We start from the raw sequence: 19,339 nt of genomic DNA, 5'->3' as shown, positions 1-19,339 counted from the left end.
GCACCATGTCTGGAAATATCGTCTCTCTCGGCGGGCTGACCATCGGTTCGAAAGACGCGCTAGAAAAGGCGATGGCCTCTGATGGCTGCTCCAGCTCCGGTGCAACGGGCTGCGGCTCGAAACAAGCGCCCGAAGATATGGACCCGGCAACCTGGGCGAAGGTGAAAGACCACCCCTGCTATTCAGAAGAGGCGCACCATTACTTCGCCCGGATGCACGTGGCCGTTGCCCCGGCCTGCAACATTCAGTGCAACTACTGTAACCGCAAATATGACTGTGCCAATGAAAGCCGCCCCGGTGTGGTGTCTGAACGCCTGACGCCCGAAGAAGCCGCGCGCAAGGTGATTGCGGTCGCCAATGAGGTGCCGCAGCTTTCGGTTTTGGGCATCGCTGGGCCGGGCGATAGCTGCGCGGATTGGAAAAAGACGAAAGAGACCTTCACCCGCGTCACCGAAGATATTCCCGACATTCGTCTGTGCCTGAGCTCGAACGGGCTCGCGTTGCCTGAACATGTTGAAGAACTGGTCGATATGAATGTCGATCACGTCACCATCACCATCAACATGATCGACCCGGAAGTGGGCGCGAAGATCTATCCGTGGATCCGCTATGGCAACAAACGCTATTACGGCGTTGAGGCGAGCAAAATTTTGCATGAACGCCAGATGCTTGCGCTCGATATGCTGGTGGAACGCGGCATCTTGGTGAAGGTGAACTCGGTTCTGATCCCCGGCATCAATGACGAGCACCTGCTTGAGGTGAACAAAGAGGTCAAACGCCGCGGCGCGTTCCTCCACAACATCATGCCGCTGATTTCGGACCCGGCGCATGGCACGCATTTTGGCCTCACCGGCCAGCGCGGCCCGACCGCGGCAGAACTGCAAAAGGTGCAAGAAGCCTGTGCTGGCGGCGCGAACCTGATGAAACACTGCCGCCAATGCCGCGCCGATGCGGTGGGGCTGTTGGGCGAAGATCGCGGCCAAGAGTTCAGCCTCGACAAACTGCCTGAAGAGGTCGCCTATGATCCGGCAGCGCGCGAGACCTACAAAGATTGGGTCGCAAAAGAACGCGAAGATCGCCGTGCGGCGGCAGAAGATGCCAAAGCCGAAACTGGCGCGAGCGTGGCTGAAACCGCGCCCAAGCTTTTGGTTGCCGTGGCCACCCAAGGCGGCGGGCGCATCAACCAGCACTTTGGTCATGCCTCGGAATTCCAAGTCTTTGAGGTGGATACCGATGGTGTGCGCTTCGCTTTCCACCGCCGCTGCGACAATTACTGTGTCGATGGCGCGGGCGAGGAGGATCGTCTGGATCGGGTGATTGCCACGCTTGAGGGCATCGACACGGTGCTTTGTGCGAAAATCGGCGATTGCCCGCGCGAAACGCTGGCCGAGGCGGGCATCACGGTGCTGCAAGACCACGCCTATGACTACATCGAAACCGCCGTTTCCGCCGTTTACCGCGCGCGCATGGGGCTTGCCCCGGCGCAAGCCGAACGCGCCTAAGGAGGGATCATGCCCGAGGGACCGGAACCGCTGGATTGGGAGGGCAGGGCGCTTGATTGCGATAGCTGCCGCTTCCGGATGCGGCTCGACCTTGGGCAATGCGGTCTGGGCTGGTCGTGCCTGAATGACCGCTATGCCAAGCGGATTGAGCGGTTTTTTCTGCTCAATCCCGAACTGGCCGATGAAAACCTCGCCCATCCCTATTTTGAAACGCGGGTGAATGCGGCGCGGCTGGCCTCTGTCTTCCGATTGCCGCGGTTGCTGGATGACCCGGACCCGGCGGTGCGCTCGATGGCGATTTTGCGGCTCCCGCAGGCGAGCGCTGAGCGGCTGATGGATGACCCGGATCGCAATGTGCGCATTGCCGTGGCTTGGCGGCTGCCGCCCAACAAACTCTTGCCGCTCGTGCATGATGACGATCCCGGTATCCGGCTGGTTGTTGCGCGTCGTGCCGAAGAGGGCATGCTGCCGGTGATGATGTCTGATCCCGACCCAGAGGTGCGCACCCATGTTGTGCGCCGCATTGGGCCGGACTGGATTGATCGCTTTCGCACCGACCCCGACCCGCTTGTGCGCCGCGAAGCGGCACGCCGCCGCCCGATGCTGTTTGTCGAAGACCACGACATTCGCGTGCGCCACGCCGCCGCCGAAGAGGGCTGTGAAAAGGTGCTCGCGCATCTGATCGACGACCCCGAAGAAATCATCCGCGAGACCGCCTCCGCGCGGCTTGCCAAGCTGGAAGGAGCCGCAGATGTCGACTGATGACCGCGAAATCGAGGTGTATCGCCAACCGCTATATCTGCCGGGCGATAAGGTCGTCTCGCGCAAGCAGGTGAAGAACGATGGCACCATGCCGGGCCGCGAAATTGGCGAGATTGTCGTGAAAAAGGGCGATGTGGGCTATGTCCGCGACATCGGCACCTTCCTCGGCCAGTTCTACATCTATGCCGTCGATTACCTCGAACGCGGCGCGATCGTGGGGATGCGCGAGGCCGAAATCACCCCCGCCGAAGAACTGCGCGCCCGCGACGATGATCGCCCCGCGCTGCAATCCCACATCGTCACCCGTGACATGCTGCAAAAAGCCTGATTTTCCCTATTTCTCCAAGGAGTAAGCCCGATGAAAGTGATGATCCGCGAAACCGCCAAGGGCATTGAAGCCTATGTGCCGAAAAAAGACCTTGAAGAGATGGTGGTCGAGCAAGAAAAGCCGGGCCTTTGGGGCGGCTGGGCGAAGCTTTCGAATGGTTGGGTCTTTGCGATGCCCGAGTTTGACACGCCGCCTGCGCTGCCGGTCACGGTCGATGCGCGCAAGCTTTCCGACGAGGATTGAGCATGGCCGATCTCGACCTGCTGGATACCGCAATGGCCGAGGTGGCGCAGGGGAAGCGCGTGCCTTACCTTGGCGCCGAGGTCTCGGCCCTGTCAGGGAGCGAGGCACCCTCCACCCCGCCCGCGCTCTCGGCGATTTTGGAAAGCAAAGTCCGGGTGCCGCGCCGTGCGGTGGGCAACCTTTGGGCCGTGGCGCAATATATCGAAAGCCGCAAGTTCCGGGGTACGCTCAATAAATTGGTGCGCGAGGCGTTCGCGGTGCCGCCCGGCGGCGCGAACCCGGTCTATGACTGGCTCGCCCGTGTGCGCCCGCCGATGGTGGTGGATAGCTGGTATGATGACGCGATTTTGCACGCCTTCGGGCCGGGGCGCGATGATTGGGGCTATGTCCAAGGTGTGAGCCGCTCGGGTGGCTGGACCGAAGATTACTACCGTGCCTTCACCGCAGGTGGCGGTGAATTGGATGCGGCTGACCCAAACTGGCCAAGCCTGATCTACAAGCCGCATGGGCTTGCCACGGCAGAGGGCTCGTTCCTGATGTCGGATGCCGATTACGTGGAAGTGCTGACCGAGATCGACATTCAAACCCCGATCCCGGAAGAGGTGCAAAACCGCCGCACGGGCCGCCCGTTCCTGTTCTTGGGCTGCCGGTTCGACGATCAGCTTTTGCGCATCTACGCGCGCCAAATCGCCAAGCGCTCGGGCACGGGCCATATTGCGGTGATCCCCGGTCCGCTGACGAAGATGGAAGAGAAATTCTTTGAGGAATTGTCCATCACCCGGATCGACGCACCGCTTTCGGAAGTGACAGAACGACTCACGGTTGCGGAAGGATAAACCCTTTCTCCCGGTTTCACCCAATGCCGATTGCGCATGGCTGACGTGTGCAATCGGCGCTTGTTTTTGGGCCTTTTCGGCGCGACCCTGATCTTAGCCGATGTTGTCGGCTGTCGTGACCCGGAGGGGCCCACAGGCGGGCCGGAAAGGACAGGCATGAAGCTTAGCGCACGCAATGTTCTGACGGGCACCGTAACCGCCATTGAGGTTGGTCAGGTTACCTCCCATGTGAAAATCGACATTGGCGGTTCGATCGTGACCGCCGCGATCACAAATGAAGCCGTCGCCGATTTGAGCCTGAAAATAGGAGATCGGGCCAGTGCGATCATCAAGGCAAGCGATGTGATTGTCGGCCTTTAGGGGCTGTCTTGTCAGGGCGGAAAGGGGCGCGAACGGCCAAGGTGCTCGCGCCTCTTTCGCATGTTTGGGCAATGGGTTGGGGCGCGAAGCTCACGCCATGCCAATATGCACTTTCACGTCACGCGGCGGCGCGGTGTAGGGGGCCGAAGTCACCAGAACATGCGCGCCGGTTGCGGCGTAATCTGCCGCGTTTTTCGCGTTGATGCCGCCCGCCGCGGCGACTTTGCCCGGCCAATCGGGGCCAAGCTCTGCCACGGTCGCGGCAACCTCTGCGGGTGGGAATTTCTCAAGTTGCAGCACCTCGGCCCCGGCTTTGGCGGCGGCAAGCGCCTCGTCACGGCTCGATACTTCCACCACCACGCGCCGCTCCGGGCAGCTTTGGCGCAATAGCGCGATTTGCGCGGCCAATGCGTCTTCCCCACCAAATACGCGATGCTCGGCAAAAAGCAGCACCGTATCAGACAGCCCCGCGCGGTGGATTGTGGCCCCGGCAGCGGTGATGGCCTTGAGCGAAAGCGCCCGCGTGCCCGGCACCGATTTGCGCGTGCAAGCCACGGAAATGGCGGGGTTCACTGCCTGCGCAGCGCTCAGAATATCGCTTGCAGAAGAGGCCACGCCCGAGGCCCATTCCATCAGCGTTTGCGCGACCTTCCAGCCCGCATGCAGCGCCTCAGCCTGACCGCGCCCAAACAAAAGCATCTCGCCTTCTTCGACGCGTTTGCCAGAGGGGCAGGCGATCCATGCTTCGGCGCCCAGCAGTTGGAAAATCCGCACCGCTTCTTCAGAGCAGGCCACCGTCATCGGCCCGCGCGCGCGCATGGTGATTTCGCCCGCATCGGTGGCAATGCCAAGGCTGCGGGTGGTCAGATCGCCCGCAGGCACATCTTCGCGGATCAGCGCCATCAGCGCGGTATCATCAATCACGAACATCGTCGTCCTCTTGCCAATCGGGGGCTGTTTCCATCGAGGTGCTGGGGTGTGAAAGCGATGTGGCTTTAAGCCGCGCCACAATCGGTTCTCCCGGCGCAAAGCCCAAGCTGTCCCAGGATTTGCGCGAAATTCGCGCCAGCAGCAAGGCACCGCCCGTCTCGCGCCCCAGCATCAGCCGCACGGTGATCAGTGGGCTGCCATTGGGCTCGGGTTCCGCGCTCAAAATTGTCGCCGGTAGCGCGTTCAAAATGGTCGTGTCAGAGGGCGGGTTACGCCCAAGGCTGACATCCGCCGCCGGGATACGCATCCGCCGTCGCGCGCCCGCAGGCCCCAGCCGCCCCGGCACGACGATCACGCCCCCCGGCACGGCAATTTGGCTGAGCCCATAAGCATCATCAACCGCGACAACCTCGCCCTCTAGCACCGAGGCGAGATCGGGGCGGTGAATAAGCGGCAAGTCTGGGTCGGCGAGCATCGGGGCAAGTGGGCCTTCTGCCCGCACGCGGCCCCTTTCCATCAGCACCAATCGGTCGGCCAGACGCTCCACCTCGGTCATGTCATGGCTGACCAAGATCACTGGCATTTCAAGCCGCGCATGAAGCCGTTCGAGATAGGGCAGAATTTCCTCGCGTGAGAGCCGGTCGAGTGCAGAGAGCGGCTCGTCCATCAACAACAATTCGGGTTGGGACAGCAGCGCGCGCCCAATCGCCACCCTTTGCCGCTCACCACCCGACAGCGTGGGGGTGGGGCGCTCAAAAAGGGGCGCGATACCCAGCAGTGAAACGACCTCTTCTTCGCCAATACGCTGTGGGCCTTTGGCGCGTTTGAGCCCGTAGCACAGGTTGTCGCGCACGCTCAGATGCGCAAAAAGGCTCGCTTCCTGAAACACATAGCCCACCGCACGGCGATGGATCGGGGTAAATTTGCGCCCCGCTTGCCAAGTTTTGCCACCGACGGTCAATTGCCCGTCAGTCAAGCGGGTCAGACCTGCCATGCAACGCAACACCGTGGTTTTGCCGCAGCCCGAGGGGCCAAACAGTGCGGTGACGCCATGCCCCAAGGCCTCGAACTCTGCATCAAGCACAAAGCCGCCGATGCGCCCTTTGAAACTGGCGTGGATCATGGCCGCGCCCCCCCGCGCGCACCAAGCCGCCGCTCAATCAGCATCATCGCGAGGATCACGGCGAACGAGAGCACCAGCATCAGCCCAGCCAAAAGATGCGCTTTGTTCCATTCCAGCGTTTCGACGTAATCAAAGATCGTGACCGACAGAACCTTTGTGCGCCCGGGAATGGCCCCGCCGATCATCAGCACCACGCCAAATTCGCCCACCGTATGCGCAAACCCCAAGATCGCCCCGGTGGAGATACCGGGCAGGGCGAGCGGCAATGCGACGGTGCGAAAGGCGTCCCAAGGGCTTGCGCGCAGCGTTGCCGCTACTTCCATCGGGCGCGGGCCCATTGCGGTGAAGCTGTTGCGAATGGGGTTCACGACAAAGGGCAGAGAATAGACGACCGAGCCCACCACCAGCCCCGCAAAGGTGAAGGAGAGTTTTTGCCCCAAAAGCGCTGTGAGCGGTGAATTGGGCCCCATCGCGATCAGCAGATAAAAGCCCAAAACCGTGGGGGGCAACACGATGGGCAGGGAGACGACCGTGCCCACTACGTCTTTCGCGAGCCCGCCCGGTTGGGCGAGCCACCATGCCAAGGGCGTGCCAATGATCAGCAACACCACGGTGGTGACCCCGGCCAATTTAAGCGTCAGCACCAGCGTTTGCAGCATTGCCGGGTCATAAAGGCTCGCCCAATCCATCACTTACTCCGCGGTTTCATAGCCATATTTGACTATGATCGCGGTCGCGGCCTCTGTCTTGAGAAAATCAAGGAACGCCTGCGCGGCAGGGTCATTCGCCCCGGGGGTAAGCAGCACCGCATCTTGTTTGATCGGGCTATAAAGATCACCGGGCACGACCCAACTTGAGCCGCTCGTATCGCCCGCCACCTGCGACATGGCTACAAAGCCCAAAGGCGCATTGCCAGAGGCGGTGAATTGATAGGCCTGCGCGATGCTTTTGCCGGTGATGATCTTGTCTTGTAGCGCGTCGTTTAGCCCAAGCGCGGCAAGCACCTCCATCGCCGCCGCGCCATAGGGGGCAGAGCTGGGGTCGGCAATCGCCACATGCTCGGGCGCGGCTTGCAGTGCCTCGGGGCCGGTCACGGTGTGGGGGTCTGCGCTCCACAGCACCAGCTTGCCCCGCGCATAGGTAAAGGCGCTGCCGGGCACGCCAAAGCCTTCATCAATCGCCTTGGCTGGGCGCGCCGCATCGGCCGAGAGGAACACCTCAAACGGCGCGCCTTGGGTGATTTGCGTGTAAAACTGGCCCGATGGACCAAAAGACAGTGTCACTTCATGCCCGGTTTCGGCGGTGAAAAGCGCGGCAATCTCTTGTGCGGGGTTGGTGAAATTGGCGGCGACGGCGGCCATCACCTCATCGGCATGAACCGGGGTGGTAAGTGCCAAAAGCGCGGGCAGGGCGGTCAAAAGACGGGGCAGGCGGGCAATCATTTTAGTCCTTTCTTCGGGCAGGCCCGAGGTGGAGAGCGCTATATACTAGACCTGCATAGCGCCTGCGGGGTGTGTGCCGCAATCGGGGTGCGGCTCGCCGCCTCGGGCAGGGTGTCACTTGGCCCAAGGATTGCGTGGCTATGTGAGGGAATATTGAGCAATTGCCTCGGAATTGCGCGATTTTGGAGGATGTGCTGGCGGCGTAGGTGCATCATCGGTGGTCATTGCCCTGCACTTAGGTCAATTTGGCGGCAGATAAGCCGGAAGGACAGGCCATGACAGAAGGGTTGCGGGGCGCGCTGACGCTGGAACGCACCGGGGCGCGGATGGGCGCGGAGCGGGTGGCGCTTTTGGCCGCCGTAGGGCGCACGGGCTCTATTTCCGCCGCCGCGCGCGAGGTGGGGCTCAGCTACAAGGCCGCTTGGGATGGCGTGAAGGCAATGAACAACCTCTTTGCCAGCCCGTTGGTCACGGCGGCGCCCGGCGGGCGCGCGGGCGGCGGCGCTGAACTGACCGAGGCCGGCCAACAGGTGATTGCCACCTATGGTGAGATTGAAGCCGAGCTTGCCAAACTGCTGAGCCGCCTTGATAACCGTCTTGAACTGGCGCCTGCGCAAGTGTTGCGGGGGCTCAGTCTGCGGACCTCGGCGCGCAATGTCTGGGCCTGCAAGGTGATCAGCGTCTTGGCGGATCGGGTGAGTGCAGAGGTCAAGCTGGACCTTGGCGGGGCGCAGCTTGTCTCTGTCATCACCGCACGCTCGGCGCGTGAGCTTGGCTTGATGCCGGGGGTAGAGGTGCTTGCGCTTGTGAAATCCAATTTCGTGCTTCTCACGCGTGAAGAGGCGCCGCGCGTGTCTATCCGTAATCGGCTTTCGGGCGTGGTGATGGAGCGGATTGATGGCGATCTGGGCACCGAAGTGGTGCTGGATTTGGGGGGGGGTAAAACGCTCGCCGCCGCAATTACCCGCGAAAGTGCCGAAGGATTGGCCCCCGAACCGGGCGAGCGGATCACTGCCCTTGTCAAATCAAGCCATGTGATTCTGGCGCTGCCCTAAGGGAAAACGTGCCACGCACGCGCAGCCCAGCGTAACGCTTTCCCGAAGTTTGGCCAAAGCTGGAACGGCGGTTTTTCAAGGGTTTTCAGTCAGATTTCTTCGTGCTTTCAAGGGGCAAAGGCCGGGGTTCGCCCGGCCAAAGCTGACCGGAGAGACGATATGAGCCGCATTTTTGAAGACAATTCCCGTTCCATTGGGGGCACGCCTTTGGTGAAGCTGTCGCGCCTTGGTGCGGGGCTGGGGGCAACGGTGCTTGCCAAGATCGAAGGACGCAACCCGGCCTATTCGGTGAAATGCCGGATCGGCTCGGCGATGATCTGGGATGCGGAAGAAAAGGGTCTGCTGACCCCGGGCCGTGAAATTGTCGAACCCACCTCGGGCAACACTGGGATTGCGCTCGCCGCCGTGGCTGCCGCGCGGGGCATTCCGATCACGCTGACCATGCCCGAAACCATGAGCCTTGAGCGGCGCAAATTGCTGGTGGCTTACGGTGCGAAACTGGTGCTGACCGAAGGCGCCAAGGGGATGGGCGGGGCGATTGCCAAAGCCAAGGAAATCGCGGCCTCGGACCCGAAATACGTGCTGCTGCAACAGTTCGAAAACCCGGCAAACCCGGCGATCCATGAGCGCACCACCGGTCCCGAGATTTGGGAAGATACCGATGGTCAGGTGGATGTCTTCGTGGCGGGCGTGGGCACCGGCGGCACGATCACCGGGGTGAGCCGCTATCTGAAACAAAACCGCGGTGCCGATGTGAAGGTGGTGGCGGTGGAGCCTTCGGCGAGCCCGGTGCTGACCCAAGCCCGCGCGGGCGAAGAAATTAAACCCGGCCCGCATAAGATCCAAGGCATCGGTGCGGGCTTCGTGCCGGGGGTGCTCGACCTCAAGCTGATCGACGAGGTCGAACAGGTCAGCAATGAAGAGGCGATGGAAGTTGCTCTGCGACTGGCCCGGGAAGAGGGCATTTTGTGCGGTATTTCCTGTGGGGCGGCCACCGCGGCGGCGCTGCGGCTGGCGCAAAAGCCCGAAAATGCGGGCAAGACCATCGTGGTGATCTTGCCCGATTCTGGCGAACGCTACCTGTCCTCGGCGCTTTTTGAGGGCATGTTTGATGCCTCTGGCGCGCCCGTCTAAGGCTTAGAACAGGAAATCATCCACACTCAGCGCGCTGGCCGTCACATCGGCCAGCGTGATTTGAACGCTGTCGAAGCTGATCAGCGTATCCGTGCTGATTTGCGTGATATGGCTCGCGATATCGGACCAGCTGCCGATGTCGCGCAGACCCGTCAGGTTCAAAAGGTCTTCGCCGATGGTGAAATCGGTGATCGTGTCAGCACCATCGCCATCGGCAAAGATGAACGTATCCGCATCGCCGCCGCCGGTCAGCAGGTCATCGCCCGCGCCGCCCATGATCTGGTCATTGCCCCAATCGCCAAGGATCGTGTCTTGCCCGGCATCCCCAGACAGATAATCGTCGCCGATGCTGGCTTGAATACGATCATTGCCGTCGCCGCCATAGACGATATCGGAATCGCGGCGATCCAAGCTGCGGGCGATATAGATATCGTCGCCTCCATTGAGCATCACGAGATCGCTGCCGCCTGTGTCAATCACGCGGTCTACCCCGTCGCCGCCCACAAGCGTGTCATCGCCTTGGCCGCCGCGCAGCATTGAGCCATCATTTGAGGCGGTCAGGTAGTCGTTGCCATTTCCGCCCGACAGCGTGTCAATGCCGCCGTGGCTGGTCAGGATTTCGTCGCCCGCCCCACCACGCACAAGATCGGCGCCGCTGTCATAGGTATCGATGAACGTGTCATTGCCGCGGCCAAGATCAATACGATCATCGCCTGCGCCGCCGGTCACGGTGTCATCGCCCGCACCGGAAAAGATCGTATCATTGCCATCATCGCCAAAGATCAGATCATTGCCGATGTCGGTGGTGATCCGGTCGTTGCCCGCGCCGCCATAAACGCTGTCCCCCGCGCCAAGGCTGTCCCCCGTGCCGGTGTAGTGGTCATCGCCTGCGCCAAGATCGACGTAATCTTCGCCGCCCGCGTCGGTGACAAGGTCATCTCCCTCAGCGCCAAGCATCGTGTCATTGCCAAGGCCACCATCAAGCGCCGCGCCGCCCGATCCGGCCGTCAGATTGTCATCGCCATCGCCGCCCGCCAAGCTGTCAAAGCCGCCCGCGCTGCTGATCGTGTCATTGCCATCGCCGCCCAGCACCGTGTCGTTGCTATCATCGCTGGTGTCGAAGAAGATATCGTCTCCCGCACCGAGATCCACAAAATCGGCCCCTTTGCCCGCGGTCACCCGGTCATTGCCAAGGCCCGCGGCAATCGTGTCATCGCCATCGCCCGCGTCGATCGTATCATTGCCCGCGCCACTGTCGATCGTGTCATTGCCCGCACCGCCCGCAAGGCTGTCATTGCCCGTCGTTCCGAAAAGCTGCATCGGCGCGAGAGGGGTATCTTCGCCCGGCCCGGTGACGAACAGGAAATGCGCCGCGATCAGTCCGGCAATCGTGTTACCGGCCAAAATCAGGGTGCCCGCTGCCGTGGCGATCGTGACCCCGTTCACGCTTTCTGACATCAGCGCAAGCAGGCTCGACCAATCGGTGAGCGAGGCAATCGCGGACACGTCGATATAATCCGTATCCCCAAAATCGGTGATCGTGTCGGAGCCAAAGCCACTGGTAAAGACGAAGGTATCCGCCCCGTCGCCCCCGGTGAGCGTGTCATTGCCGGCCCCGCCCGTCAGCGTATCATTGCCGCTGCCACCATCAATCACGTCATTGCCCGCACCAGACGAGATTTCATTCCCGACCGTGTTGCCAGTGATTGTGTCATTGCCGCTGCCGGTGTGCAGGTTCTCAATCACCGTGCCTGTGGCAATGATCATGTTGCCCGTGCGCCCGAAGACGTTGGAGATTGCGCCTGCGGTCAGGTCGATGCGGCTGGCTTCACTGCGGTCCGAGAAATCCACCAGATCCGTGCCCGAACTGTCGGTGAGCGTGAAGGTGACGGAGCTTGAGTGGTTCGCAACGCCCAGATAATCAAGCCCACCCCCTGCGGTCGACCCCACGCCATAGACGGTGTTTCCACCATGGGCGGCAACCGGCGCACCATAGAGGCTTTGCATCGCAACGATGTCATATTGCATCGGCGTCAGCGTATAGGCGTAGGAGGCGTTGATATAGCTGTTCTGCGTTTGTGAGAAATAGGACATGATCGTCCCTTGCCAGCTGTCATTGGCAAAGAGCGCATTGCTCGAATAGCTGGCCGAGCCGTTATAATTGCCGGCATGGCCAAGGCCAAGCGCATGGCCGATCTCATGCACATAGGTCTGGAACCCATAACCGCCGGGGGTATCGCCGTAGCGGCTAACCCAATCGGTGGAGATGCTGACCGTGGCAGAGGTCATCTTCCCTGCGTAGTTCCACCAAAAATTCGTATAGGCGCCCGAGCTGCTGTGTTGGAAGGTGATCTGCCCGCCAGAGCTTTTTTCAACGAAGTGGATGTTGGCGGTATTGCTCCACTCTTCAAATGCCTTCGCGATCATCGCGCGTTCATTCGCCGTCATATCCGACGCGACAGAATAGGTCACAGTGCGTGTGCTGGTGAGCGCCCATGGATGCGACACGCCCCCCCAATAGCCATGGGTCAGCTGCCATGCTGCTTGTTCGGGGGTATAGACGGGCAAAGCCATGTAGCACTCCTTTGCGACGGGCGTGCGCAACCGGGCTTCGCGAAGCGGGCTTCGGGAAGCAGGGCCGACATGCGCCGGCGGTTCGGTGGCGACACGGGAATATGAGGGTCCGAGTTCTTCGGAAGTTCGGGTCTCGATAGGTTTTATACTGCCTGAAATCTGTTTCCGCCAAGAGAATAGTCTACGCAGGAAGGGGGTATTTAGGCGATGGTCCTCGGTTAAATAAAGACTGGGTAAATGTGCGATTAGGGGTTCAGTGCGCAATTGTGGCGAGGCAATTGAAATGGGGCGATTTGTGGGCGCCTAGAAGGAGGGAAAAGGGCAAGAAAATTTGGCATATGAGACTGAGTCGGAGCAGCGTGAGAGGTGGCCAGAATGCCTTGCGGAATTGAGCCTGATCTATGACCTGCGATGCTTGCGGGCAATTGATCAGTGTCTCTTGTTATTTTGCATTTTAAAATGTGATCTGCGGTTATTTCCGCTTTTCATTATGTTTTTATGCGCATCTCTAGAGATATTTTATTTGCGGCGTGCGGTTTTTTGAACTGATGCCTGCGCGCAAAAATGCCGGTTGCAGCATAAGTTTCGGTGCGCGGCACGCCCTTGCCGAGGGCTGCACTGGCTCGCTAGAGTGATCCAGTGGCCTTGCCCCGGGGGGAACGGTGGAGATTTTCGTGCTGATTATTTTGCTCGCCGTGGCGGGTGGTGTTGCGGGGCTCGTTGCGCTCTTGCTCAGCCTTGCCAATCTGCGCAGACGCGTGGCTGCGCTTGAAGCGCGTCTTGCGCTGGGCGGGGACGAAGCCCTCCCTGTGCCGGAGGCCGTAGAACCGGAGCCAGTCGCGGCTTCCTGGCCGCCAGAGCGGGATGAACCTGCACCACAGGCTCCTCCGGAAGCGGCCGCAGCCCCCGCGATGCCTCCGCCTTTGCCTGCTGCTGCCCGCGTGCCTTCTGAGCCGAGCTTGGTTGCACTGGTTTGGGCGTGGTTGCAGGAAAATTGGTTTTATGCGGTTGCGGCGGTTTCTCTCGCACTCGCGGGTATTTTCGCCGCGCAATATGCGGCGGAACGCGGGCTCTTGTCGTCCACGGCGCGGGTGATGCTGGCCGCGGCCTTCGGGGCACTGCTCATTGGCGCGGGAGAGGTGATCCGGCGCCGTTGGGGCGACGCGCCAGAAACGGCGACTGCCTATCTGCCCTCGGTCTTTTCGGGCGCGGGCGTGGTCACGCTTTACGGGGCGGTCTTAACGGCGCAGATGCTTTATGGGCTGATTATCCCCGCGATGAGCTTGGGTCTTTTGGTCATGGTCGCAGTCGTGGCGATTGTGCTGGGGTGGTTCTATGGCCCGCTTCTGGCGCTGGTGGGCCTGCTTGGGGCCTGCGCCGCGCCGTTTTTGGCGGGAGGCGCGCCCGGTTCTGAATGGATGATCGCGGGCTATTTCGGGCTGGTGATGCTTTCGGGCCTGTCTATCAACGCGCTCAAGAAATGGCGCGCGGTGGATGAACTAGCCCTGATTGCGCCCTTTGCCGCCATGTTTCAGATCGCGCATCTTTCTCAGACTTGGGCAGCGGCGCTTGCCTATTTCGCCCTTGTACCGGTGATTGGGTCGATCTTTTTGGGGGGTGCCTTGCGCCCATGCAGGCCCGCACAGACCATTGTCGCACACCTAAAGGCGGGGCAAGCGCTGATCGAAATCGGTTGGCGCGACTTCTTCATGCGGCTTGTCTGGATCGGCGCGGTGGTGGGGCTTTTCTCGGTGATCGGGGCAGAGGAGCCGCAACTGGCTGCCGCTTTGGCCGCGCTGACCGGGCTCACGCTACTGGCGACATTTTGGAGCCTGCGCGCGCCGGGGGCTGTGGATTTCGCACTGGTTGCCGTTGCTGGGCTTTATCTGCTCGCGCCCCGGATCGTGCCAACACTCGTGGATATGGGGGAGGAATATCCGGCGCAGGTTTCGGCCACTCTGTTTTACCTGTTGATCGCAGCGGGGGCCGTGATCTCACTCGCTTGTGCTTGGCGGTCTGCGCGCGGCGTGGGGCGTGATGCGATCGCTTGGGCAATTGGGGCGGCCGTTGCAGGGCCGGGGCTTTTGGTGCTGCAAGAGGTGATGAATGCGCCGGGTGCGGTGATTGGGGCCAATACATGGGCGGGCATTGCGATGGGCTTTGCCGCTTTGGCGACGCTTTTGGCCGAGCGCGCATGGCATCGCGACGCGCCGGATCGGGAACGTGTTTCGCTTGCCGTTTTGGCGGCGCTGTCGCTGATCGCGCTTGCGCTCTTTATCTGGTTCACGAAAGCGGCGCTGAGCGTGGCACTGGCGGTTTTGGTGCTGAGTGCCGTTCTTATGGATCTGCGCTGGAAACTGCCCCGGCTGTCCGGTTTTGCGCAATTGGGCGTGATGGTTCTTGTCTGGCGCACGCTGGTTGATCCGGGCCTCTTTTGGGGGGTTGATCATGCCAGCTGGTTCGAGATCGTGCTGGCCTATGGGTCCCCGGCACTTGCCTTGCTTGTTGCGGCTGTGGCTTTGCGCAGCGCAGATCGGCCCCTGACCCGAGCCGCCCTTGAGGGGGGCGGCGCCGTGGTTTTGGCCATGGGGGCGAGCGTGGTGCTGATCCGCGCGTTTGAGGCCACCGAACATCTTGTCTTTGGTTTGACCGGCGCAAGTTGGTGGCTCGCTGGCTGGGCCTTGCTGCGCACCGCCTCTCTCACCGCGCCCAAGCAAGAGGTGGGAAGGTTGGCGCGTTTCGCCCGGCTGCTGCGGCTTACGCTTGGATGGCTCGATCTTGCGGTGGCGAGCCTCGCTTTGCTGCTGGCCTTGGCGCTCAACCCGCTTGTGTGGCGGTCCTTTGAGATTGTCGGGCCGGTGTTCTTCAACTCCATGACGTTTGGCTATTTGCTGCCGGGGCTGATCGTCTTGGCGATGGCCGCAAGTCTTAAGGGGCTCAAGAAAGCGGTTCGGATCATCTTTGCCGGTTTCGGCTCGGTGCTGGTCTTGGCGTATTTGTTTTTCAGCGTGGCACAGATTTGGCGTGGCAATCGCCCGGCTGCCTTGCCGATGGGCGAAGGCGAATTGTGGAGCTACACCGCGCTGTTGCTCCTAATTGGTGCCGGGCTTTTGGGGGCCGCGCTGTGGCGGCGTTCTAATCCGCTGCGCTATCTCGCTGATGCGGTGCTGGTGGTGGCGATCATCAAAGTGTTCTTTGTTGATGCCGCCGATCTGGGCGGGCTGGTGCGGGCGGGGTCATTCTTGATCCTTGGCTTGGCGCTCGCGGGTTTGGCTTGGGTGAACCGCCGCGCGGCTTTGGCAAGCGTGCCGCCTGCGCCCGACAGCTAGGGCTGGACGGGGCATCCACAGGTACTACCTCAGAACCAACAGGAGGTGTTGTTCATGCGCGTTTTGACTAGCCTGCTTCTTGCGGTGCCTGTGGCGCTTGGCCTTGGGGTCGGGGCGGCTTCGGCCAACCCGCCAACGCCCGCGCCGCAAATGATCGAGGATTTCACCATGCAGCCTGAGACCCGCTGGCGCTTTTTCACCGATGGGGTGATGGGCGGCATTTCAACCGGCGAGCTTATGATGATCACCGGTGATGGCCCGCCGCATGCGCGGATGACGGGCCATGTCAGCACCGCCAATCGCGGCGGTTTCATTCAGATGCGCCATGACCTCGACGCGCCGCCACCGGCGGGCACGCAAGGCCTGCGGCTCATCGTGCGCGGCAACAACCAGCGCTATTTCGCGCATCTGCGCACCAAGGGCACGCTGTTGCCGTGGCAATATTACCAAGCGCCATTTGAGGTGACCGAAAGCTGGCAAGAGGTACAGCTGCCATTCAGCGCCTTCAAACCCTCTGGCCGGATGCTGCGCGCGGTGCCAGACTCGCAGGCCCTGACCTCGGTGGCTGTCGTCGCCTATGGGCGCGACCACGAAGCCGAGGTTGAGGTGCGCGAGGTCGGCTTTTACTAAGCGCCAAGTGGCTGCAGTTGAACGGGGCCGAAGTTAGACCGCGGCAAGGGCGACGGCCAAATCCCCATAGCCAGTGAAACGGCGTTCATAGGCAAGGTTGAGCCGTTTCGCCGCCTCTTCCGCTTTGGCATCCAACGCCGGGTCATTCGTCTGCGCGAGAAAAACCAGCTTTTCGTAATTGCCAAACATCATCGGGATCAGATCGGGATGGCGGTCAAAGCCCATCGGCTTCCAGACAAAGGCCTCAAACTGCCGCACCAGAAAATCGGTCAGGTAGAAGGCGGTGACTTCGGTTTCAGCATGCGCAGCGAAGGTATCATTGCCTTCAAAAAACGCATAGCAATGCGGGCCCGGCACCATCTCCACCCCAAGTTCGGCGCATTTCGCCTGCAACTGTCCGCCGGTGCCGCAATCGGCATAGACGATATAGATCGTCTCATAGGCGGCGCGGTGTTTGGCGACGGCGGCTTCCACGGCGGCGGTGATCCGCTCGGGGTAAAGGTGCAGGTTTGCGGGCAGGCAGGTCAGGTCGAGATGATCCCAACCATTCGCCGCTTTCAGCGCCAAAATCTCGCGGGCGAGCGCACCGCAGGCAATCAGCAACACGCGTCCACGCCCCTCGGGCGGCAGACCCGCAACAGTCAGACTCTGATCAGAAATCATTTGAGCTGGGTCACTCGACGCGCTCAAAGAGTCGCATCACCGCCGCGCCAATCAGCGCCGCGAGGCCCATCAGCATCAGCGGCACCCCCGCATGCAAGGCCACGGCAATCGTGACCGCCGCAGCCAAGATGACCGCGATCAGCATGATCAGGAAATGGGGCAGGGGCATTGGCTGCATCATGGGCGTTCTCCTTACCTCAAATATGGGACGGCTTCTCCCAAAGGAAAAGGCCCCAAGCGTAGCTTGAGGCCTTTCTGGTTCACATTTCGTTGCGTCAGACGCGATTTTGCCTGACTTTGCGGCACGACGGGCTCAGGCGCCCATCTGGTTGTGTTTGCGCGCGACCATTTCTTTGGCGATTTCCACCGAAACGGCGGCATCGCGGCAGTACGCGTCGGCGCCGATGGCTTTGCCGAATTCTTCGTTCAGCGGGGCCCCGCCGACGAGCACCAGATAATCGTCGCGGATGCCTTTTTCTTTCATCGCGTCGATCACGACCTTCATGTAAGGCATCGTGGTGGTGAGCAGCGCAGACATGCCAAGGATGTCGGCTTCTTCCCGCTCAAGCGCTTCAAGGTAGTTTTCGACCGGGTTGTTGATCCCGATATCCACCACTTCGAACCCCGCGCCTTCCATCATCATCGCCACAAGGTTTTTGCCGATGTCGTGGATGTCGCCCTTCACGGTGCCGATCACCATTTTGCCCATACGCGGCGCGCCGGTTTCCACCAGCATCGGCTTCAGGATCGCCATGCCGCCCTTCATCGCATTCGCCGCCAAAAGCACTTCCGGCACGAACAGAATGCCGTCACGGAAGTCGTTGCCGACAACGGTCATGCCCGCGACCAGCGCTTTGGTCAGGATGTCATAAGGCGTCCAGCCACGCTCGACGAGGATGTTAACCGCCTCTTCGATCTCTTCTTTGAGGCCGTCATAAAGGTCATCGTGCATCTGTTGCACGAGTTCTTCGTCGTCGAGTTCCGAGAGAATGATGTCGTCTTCATCGGCCATGGGCGTTGTTCTCCTGAGCGTGGGGATGTTTCGGTGATGCGGTGAAAGTGGCGGGGTTACTATTATATTTGCGACATGCGGCGTTCTGTCACCGACGCGGGCGCGATGGCATAGGCAAAAGCCGTGCCACAGAAGCACTTAGTTTGCACGGTTGAGTTGTGGCGGCGAATCCCTTGCGCAATGTTCTCATTTCGTTCTAATTTTCGCACATGAGTCTTACTGGATCCCTTCCGCTTGATTTGCCGCCCCCCGATCCGCGCCAACGGCTGCGGGCGCGGGGCGCTGCGGCCAATCCGGCGGGGCGATTTGAACCCTATGCGCGGCTGGTCGAATCCGATGGCTGGGAGATCGCGGAAGAAGAAAAGCTTTTGCGCACAGAACTCTGTGTGGAACGGCCCAAATCTATCATCACTCGCAACACCAGCCCCGATGTGCCGTTTGACCGTTCGGTGAACCCTTACCGGGGCTGTGAGCATGGCTGCATCTATTGCTACGCGCGGCCCACGCATGGCTATTTGGGGCTGTCGGCGGGGCTCGATTTTGAAACCAAGATCATTGCCCGGCCCGAAGCGCCCGAACTTTTGGCGCGCGAGCTTTCCAAGAAGGGCTATGCCTGCGCGCCGATTGCGATTGGCACCGCGACCGACCCTTACCAACCGGCTGAGGCCGCGCAGGGGATCATGCGGGGCCTGTTGCAGGTGCTGAGCGATTTCAACCACCCCGTTTGCCTGACCACGCGCGGCGCGGGGGTGATGCGTGACATGGATTTGCTTGCCGATATGGCGGCGCGCAATCTGGTGCATCTGGGCGTGTCGCTCACCACTTTGGATGAAGATTTGGCCCGCAAAATGGAGCCACGCGCGCCAAGCCCGCAAACCCGGCTGCGGATGATCCGCGCCGCCGCACGGGCAGGGATTCCGGTGCGGGTGATGGCCGCGCCAATCATTCCCGGTCTCACCGATCACGCGCTGGAGGCGATCTTGACCGAGGCGCGCCGGGCGGGCGCGCGCGCCGCCGAGATGATCGCCCTGCGTCTGCCCAATGAGGTGGCGCCGCTTTTTGCCGATTGGCTCGCCCGCCACTACCCGCTGCGCGCGGAAAAGGTTCTGGGCGCGATTGCCGCCTTTCGCAGCGGCAAGCTTAACGATCCGCGTTTTGGTAGCCGGATGGAGGGCGAGGGGACCGAGGCCGAGTTGTTGGCGCGCCGGTTTGAAGTGTCGTGCCGCCGGCTTAGCCTTGCGCGCGATCTGCCGCCGCTTGATGCCGCGCGTTTTGCTGTGCCGCCAAGGCCGGGCGAGCAGTTGGAACTGTTCTGACCTTTCGTGCATCACGCGCCCTTTCAACTGGCACAGCTTTCCCGGTCCGGAAGAGGCTCTCGCGATCTTCCGGCCACAGGGGCAGTCTGGCAAGCGTTAG

General features: G+C 61.4%; 19 protein-coding genes. 11 read left to right on the top strand and 8 right to left on the bottom strand.

Annotation, left to right across the window (positions count from 1 at the left end; all coding sequences use genetic code 11):
* Positions 1–5 precede the first annotated feature (5 nt).
* From nifB to CRO18_RS13045, 6 genes are all read left to right on the top strand, one after another.
* Positions 6–1,502: a nitrogenase cofactor biosynthesis protein NifB gene (nifB, locus tag CRO18_RS13070; RefSeq protein ID WP_097082459.1), complete on the top strand. Its 1,497-nt coding sequence runs from the start codon at positions 6–8 to the stop codon at positions 1,500–1,502.
* 9 nt (positions 1,503–1,511) lie between these two features.
* Positions 1,512–2,264 carry a 4Fe4S-binding leucine-rich repeat protein gene (locus CRO18_RS13065; protein WP_097082458.1) on the top strand — a complete coding sequence of 251 codons (753 nt, stop codon included), beginning with the start codon at positions 1,512–1,514 and terminating at the stop codon, positions 2,262–2,264.
* Positions 2,254–2,592, top strand: coding sequence for a nitrogen fixation protein NifZ (locus CRO18_RS13060; RefSeq protein WP_097082457.1), 339 nt, complete (start codon positions 2,254–2,256; stop codon positions 2,590–2,592). The genes CRO18_RS13065 and CRO18_RS13060 overlap by 11 nt, the downstream gene beginning before the upstream one ends.
* A 30-nt stretch (positions 2,593–2,622) precedes the next feature.
* Positions 2,623–2,835, top strand: a complete 213-nt coding sequence (gene nifT / locus CRO18_RS13055; RefSeq protein WP_076485422.1) for a putative nitrogen fixation protein NifT — start codon at positions 2,623–2,625, stop codon at positions 2,833–2,835.
* A 2-nt stretch (positions 2,836–2,837) separates the two neighbouring features.
* A complete protein-coding gene (locus CRO18_RS13050) occupies positions 2,838–3,671 on the top strand; it encodes an SIR2 family protein (protein WP_097082456.1) in 834 nt (277 codons plus the stop codon).
* A 156-nt stretch (positions 3,672–3,827) separates the two neighbouring features.
* On the top strand, positions 3,828–4,031 hold the full coding sequence (locus CRO18_RS13045; RefSeq protein WP_076485424.1) for a molybdopterin-binding protein: 204 nt from the start codon (positions 3,828–3,830) through the stop codon (positions 4,029–4,031).
* Between the two features lie 90 nt (positions 4,032–4,121).
* Here CRO18_RS13045 and modD read toward each other — a convergent pair whose 3' ends face one another.
* Genes modD through modA form a run of 4 tightly spaced genes read right to left on the bottom strand, consistent with a single transcriptional unit; the run spans position 4,122 to position 7,526 of the window.
* Positions 4,122–4,961: a ModD protein gene (modD, locus tag CRO18_RS13040; protein ID WP_097082455.1), complete on the bottom strand. Its 840-nt coding sequence runs from the start codon at positions 4,959–4,961 to the stop codon at positions 4,122–4,124.
* Positions 4,948–6,084, bottom strand: a complete 1,137-nt coding sequence (gene modC / locus CRO18_RS13035) for a molybdenum ABC transporter ATP-binding protein (RefSeq protein ID WP_097082454.1) — start codon at positions 6,082–6,084, stop codon at positions 4,948–4,950. The genes modD and modC overlap by 14 nt, the downstream gene beginning before the upstream one ends.
* Positions 6,081–6,773 (bottom strand): molybdate ABC transporter permease subunit, encoded by a 693-nt coding sequence (gene modB, locus CRO18_RS13030; protein WP_212710134.1) that lies wholly within the window; start codon positions 6,771–6,773, stop codon positions 6,081–6,083. Before modB ends, modC begins: the two co-directional genes overlap by 4 nt.
* A gap of 3 nt (positions 6,774–6,776) precedes the next feature.
* Positions 6,777–7,526 (bottom strand): molybdate ABC transporter substrate-binding protein, encoded by a 750-nt coding sequence (gene modA, locus CRO18_RS13025; protein WP_097082453.1) that lies wholly within the window; start codon positions 7,524–7,526, stop codon positions 6,777–6,779.
* A 275-nt stretch (positions 7,527–7,801) separates the two neighbouring features.
* On the opposite strand from modA, the gene CRO18_RS13020 reads away from it, so the two are divergent.
* Together CRO18_RS13020 and cysK are read left to right on the top strand one after the other, a co-directional pair.
* Positions 7,802–8,581 (top strand): TOBE domain-containing protein, encoded by a 780-nt coding sequence (locus tag CRO18_RS13020; protein ID WP_097082452.1) that lies wholly within the window; start codon positions 7,802–7,804, stop codon positions 8,579–8,581.
* 159 nt (positions 8,582–8,740) lie between these two features.
* A complete protein-coding gene (gene cysK, locus CRO18_RS13015) occupies positions 8,741–9,715 on the top strand; it encodes a cysteine synthase A (protein ID WP_076485430.1) in 975 nt (324 codons plus the stop codon).
* A 3-nt stretch (positions 9,716–9,718) separates the two neighbouring features.
* On the opposite strand, the gene CRO18_RS13010 is transcribed toward cysK, so the two are convergent.
* A complete protein-coding gene (locus tag CRO18_RS13010; protein WP_097082451.1) occupies positions 9,719–12,289 on the bottom strand; it encodes a M10 family metallopeptidase in 2,571 nt (856 codons plus the stop codon).
* Between the two features lie 674 nt (positions 12,290–12,963).
* Between CRO18_RS13010 and CRO18_RS13005 the strand changes: the two genes are divergently transcribed.
* Positions 12,964–15,618 (top strand): DUF2339 domain-containing protein, encoded by a 2,655-nt coding sequence (locus CRO18_RS13005; protein WP_143128646.1) that lies wholly within the window; start codon positions 12,964–12,966, stop codon positions 15,616–15,618.
* Positions 15,619–15,672: 54 nt separating this feature from the next.
* A complete protein-coding gene (locus CRO18_RS13000; protein WP_097082449.1) occupies positions 15,673–16,248 on the top strand; it encodes a CIA30 family protein in 576 nt (191 codons plus the stop codon).
* Between the two features lie 33 nt (positions 16,249–16,281).
* Here CRO18_RS13000 and CRO18_RS12995 read toward each other — a convergent pair whose 3' ends face one another.
* The 3 genes from CRO18_RS12995 to CRO18_RS12990 all read right to left on the bottom strand — a co-directional run bounded on the left by CRO18_RS12995 (position 16,282) and on the right by CRO18_RS12990 (position 17,923).
* On the bottom strand, positions 16,282–16,911 hold the full coding sequence (locus CRO18_RS12995) for a DUF1638 domain-containing protein (protein ID WP_097082448.1): 630 nt from the start codon (positions 16,909–16,911) through the stop codon (positions 16,282–16,284).
* Positions 16,912–16,921: 10 nt separating this feature from the next.
* Positions 16,922–17,092 (bottom strand): hypothetical protein, encoded by a 171-nt coding sequence (locus tag CRO18_RS18865; protein WP_170952663.1) that lies wholly within the window; start codon positions 17,090–17,092, stop codon positions 16,922–16,924.
* A gap of 132 nt (positions 17,093–17,224) precedes the next feature.
* Positions 17,225–17,923, bottom strand: coding sequence for a B12-binding domain-containing protein (locus tag CRO18_RS12990; protein WP_097082447.1), 699 nt, complete (start codon positions 17,921–17,923; stop codon positions 17,225–17,227).
* A gap of 209 nt (positions 17,924–18,132) precedes the next feature.
* On the opposite strand from CRO18_RS12990, the gene CRO18_RS12985 reads away from it, so the two are divergent.
* On the top strand, positions 18,133–19,239 hold the full coding sequence (locus tag CRO18_RS12985; protein WP_097082446.1) for a PA0069 family radical SAM protein: 1,107 nt from the start codon (positions 18,133–18,135) through the stop codon (positions 19,237–19,239).
* The last annotated feature ends 100 nt before the right edge of the window (positions 19,240–19,339 follow it).

It is taken from the genome of Rhodobacter sp. JA431 (assembly GCF_900217725.1).
In the GTDB taxonomy this organism is placed as follows: domain Bacteria; phylum Pseudomonadota; class Alphaproteobacteria; order Rhodobacterales; family Rhodobacteraceae; genus Rhodobacter; species Rhodobacter aestuarii.
This window is presented reverse-complemented; position numbering and strand designations above follow the sequence as displayed.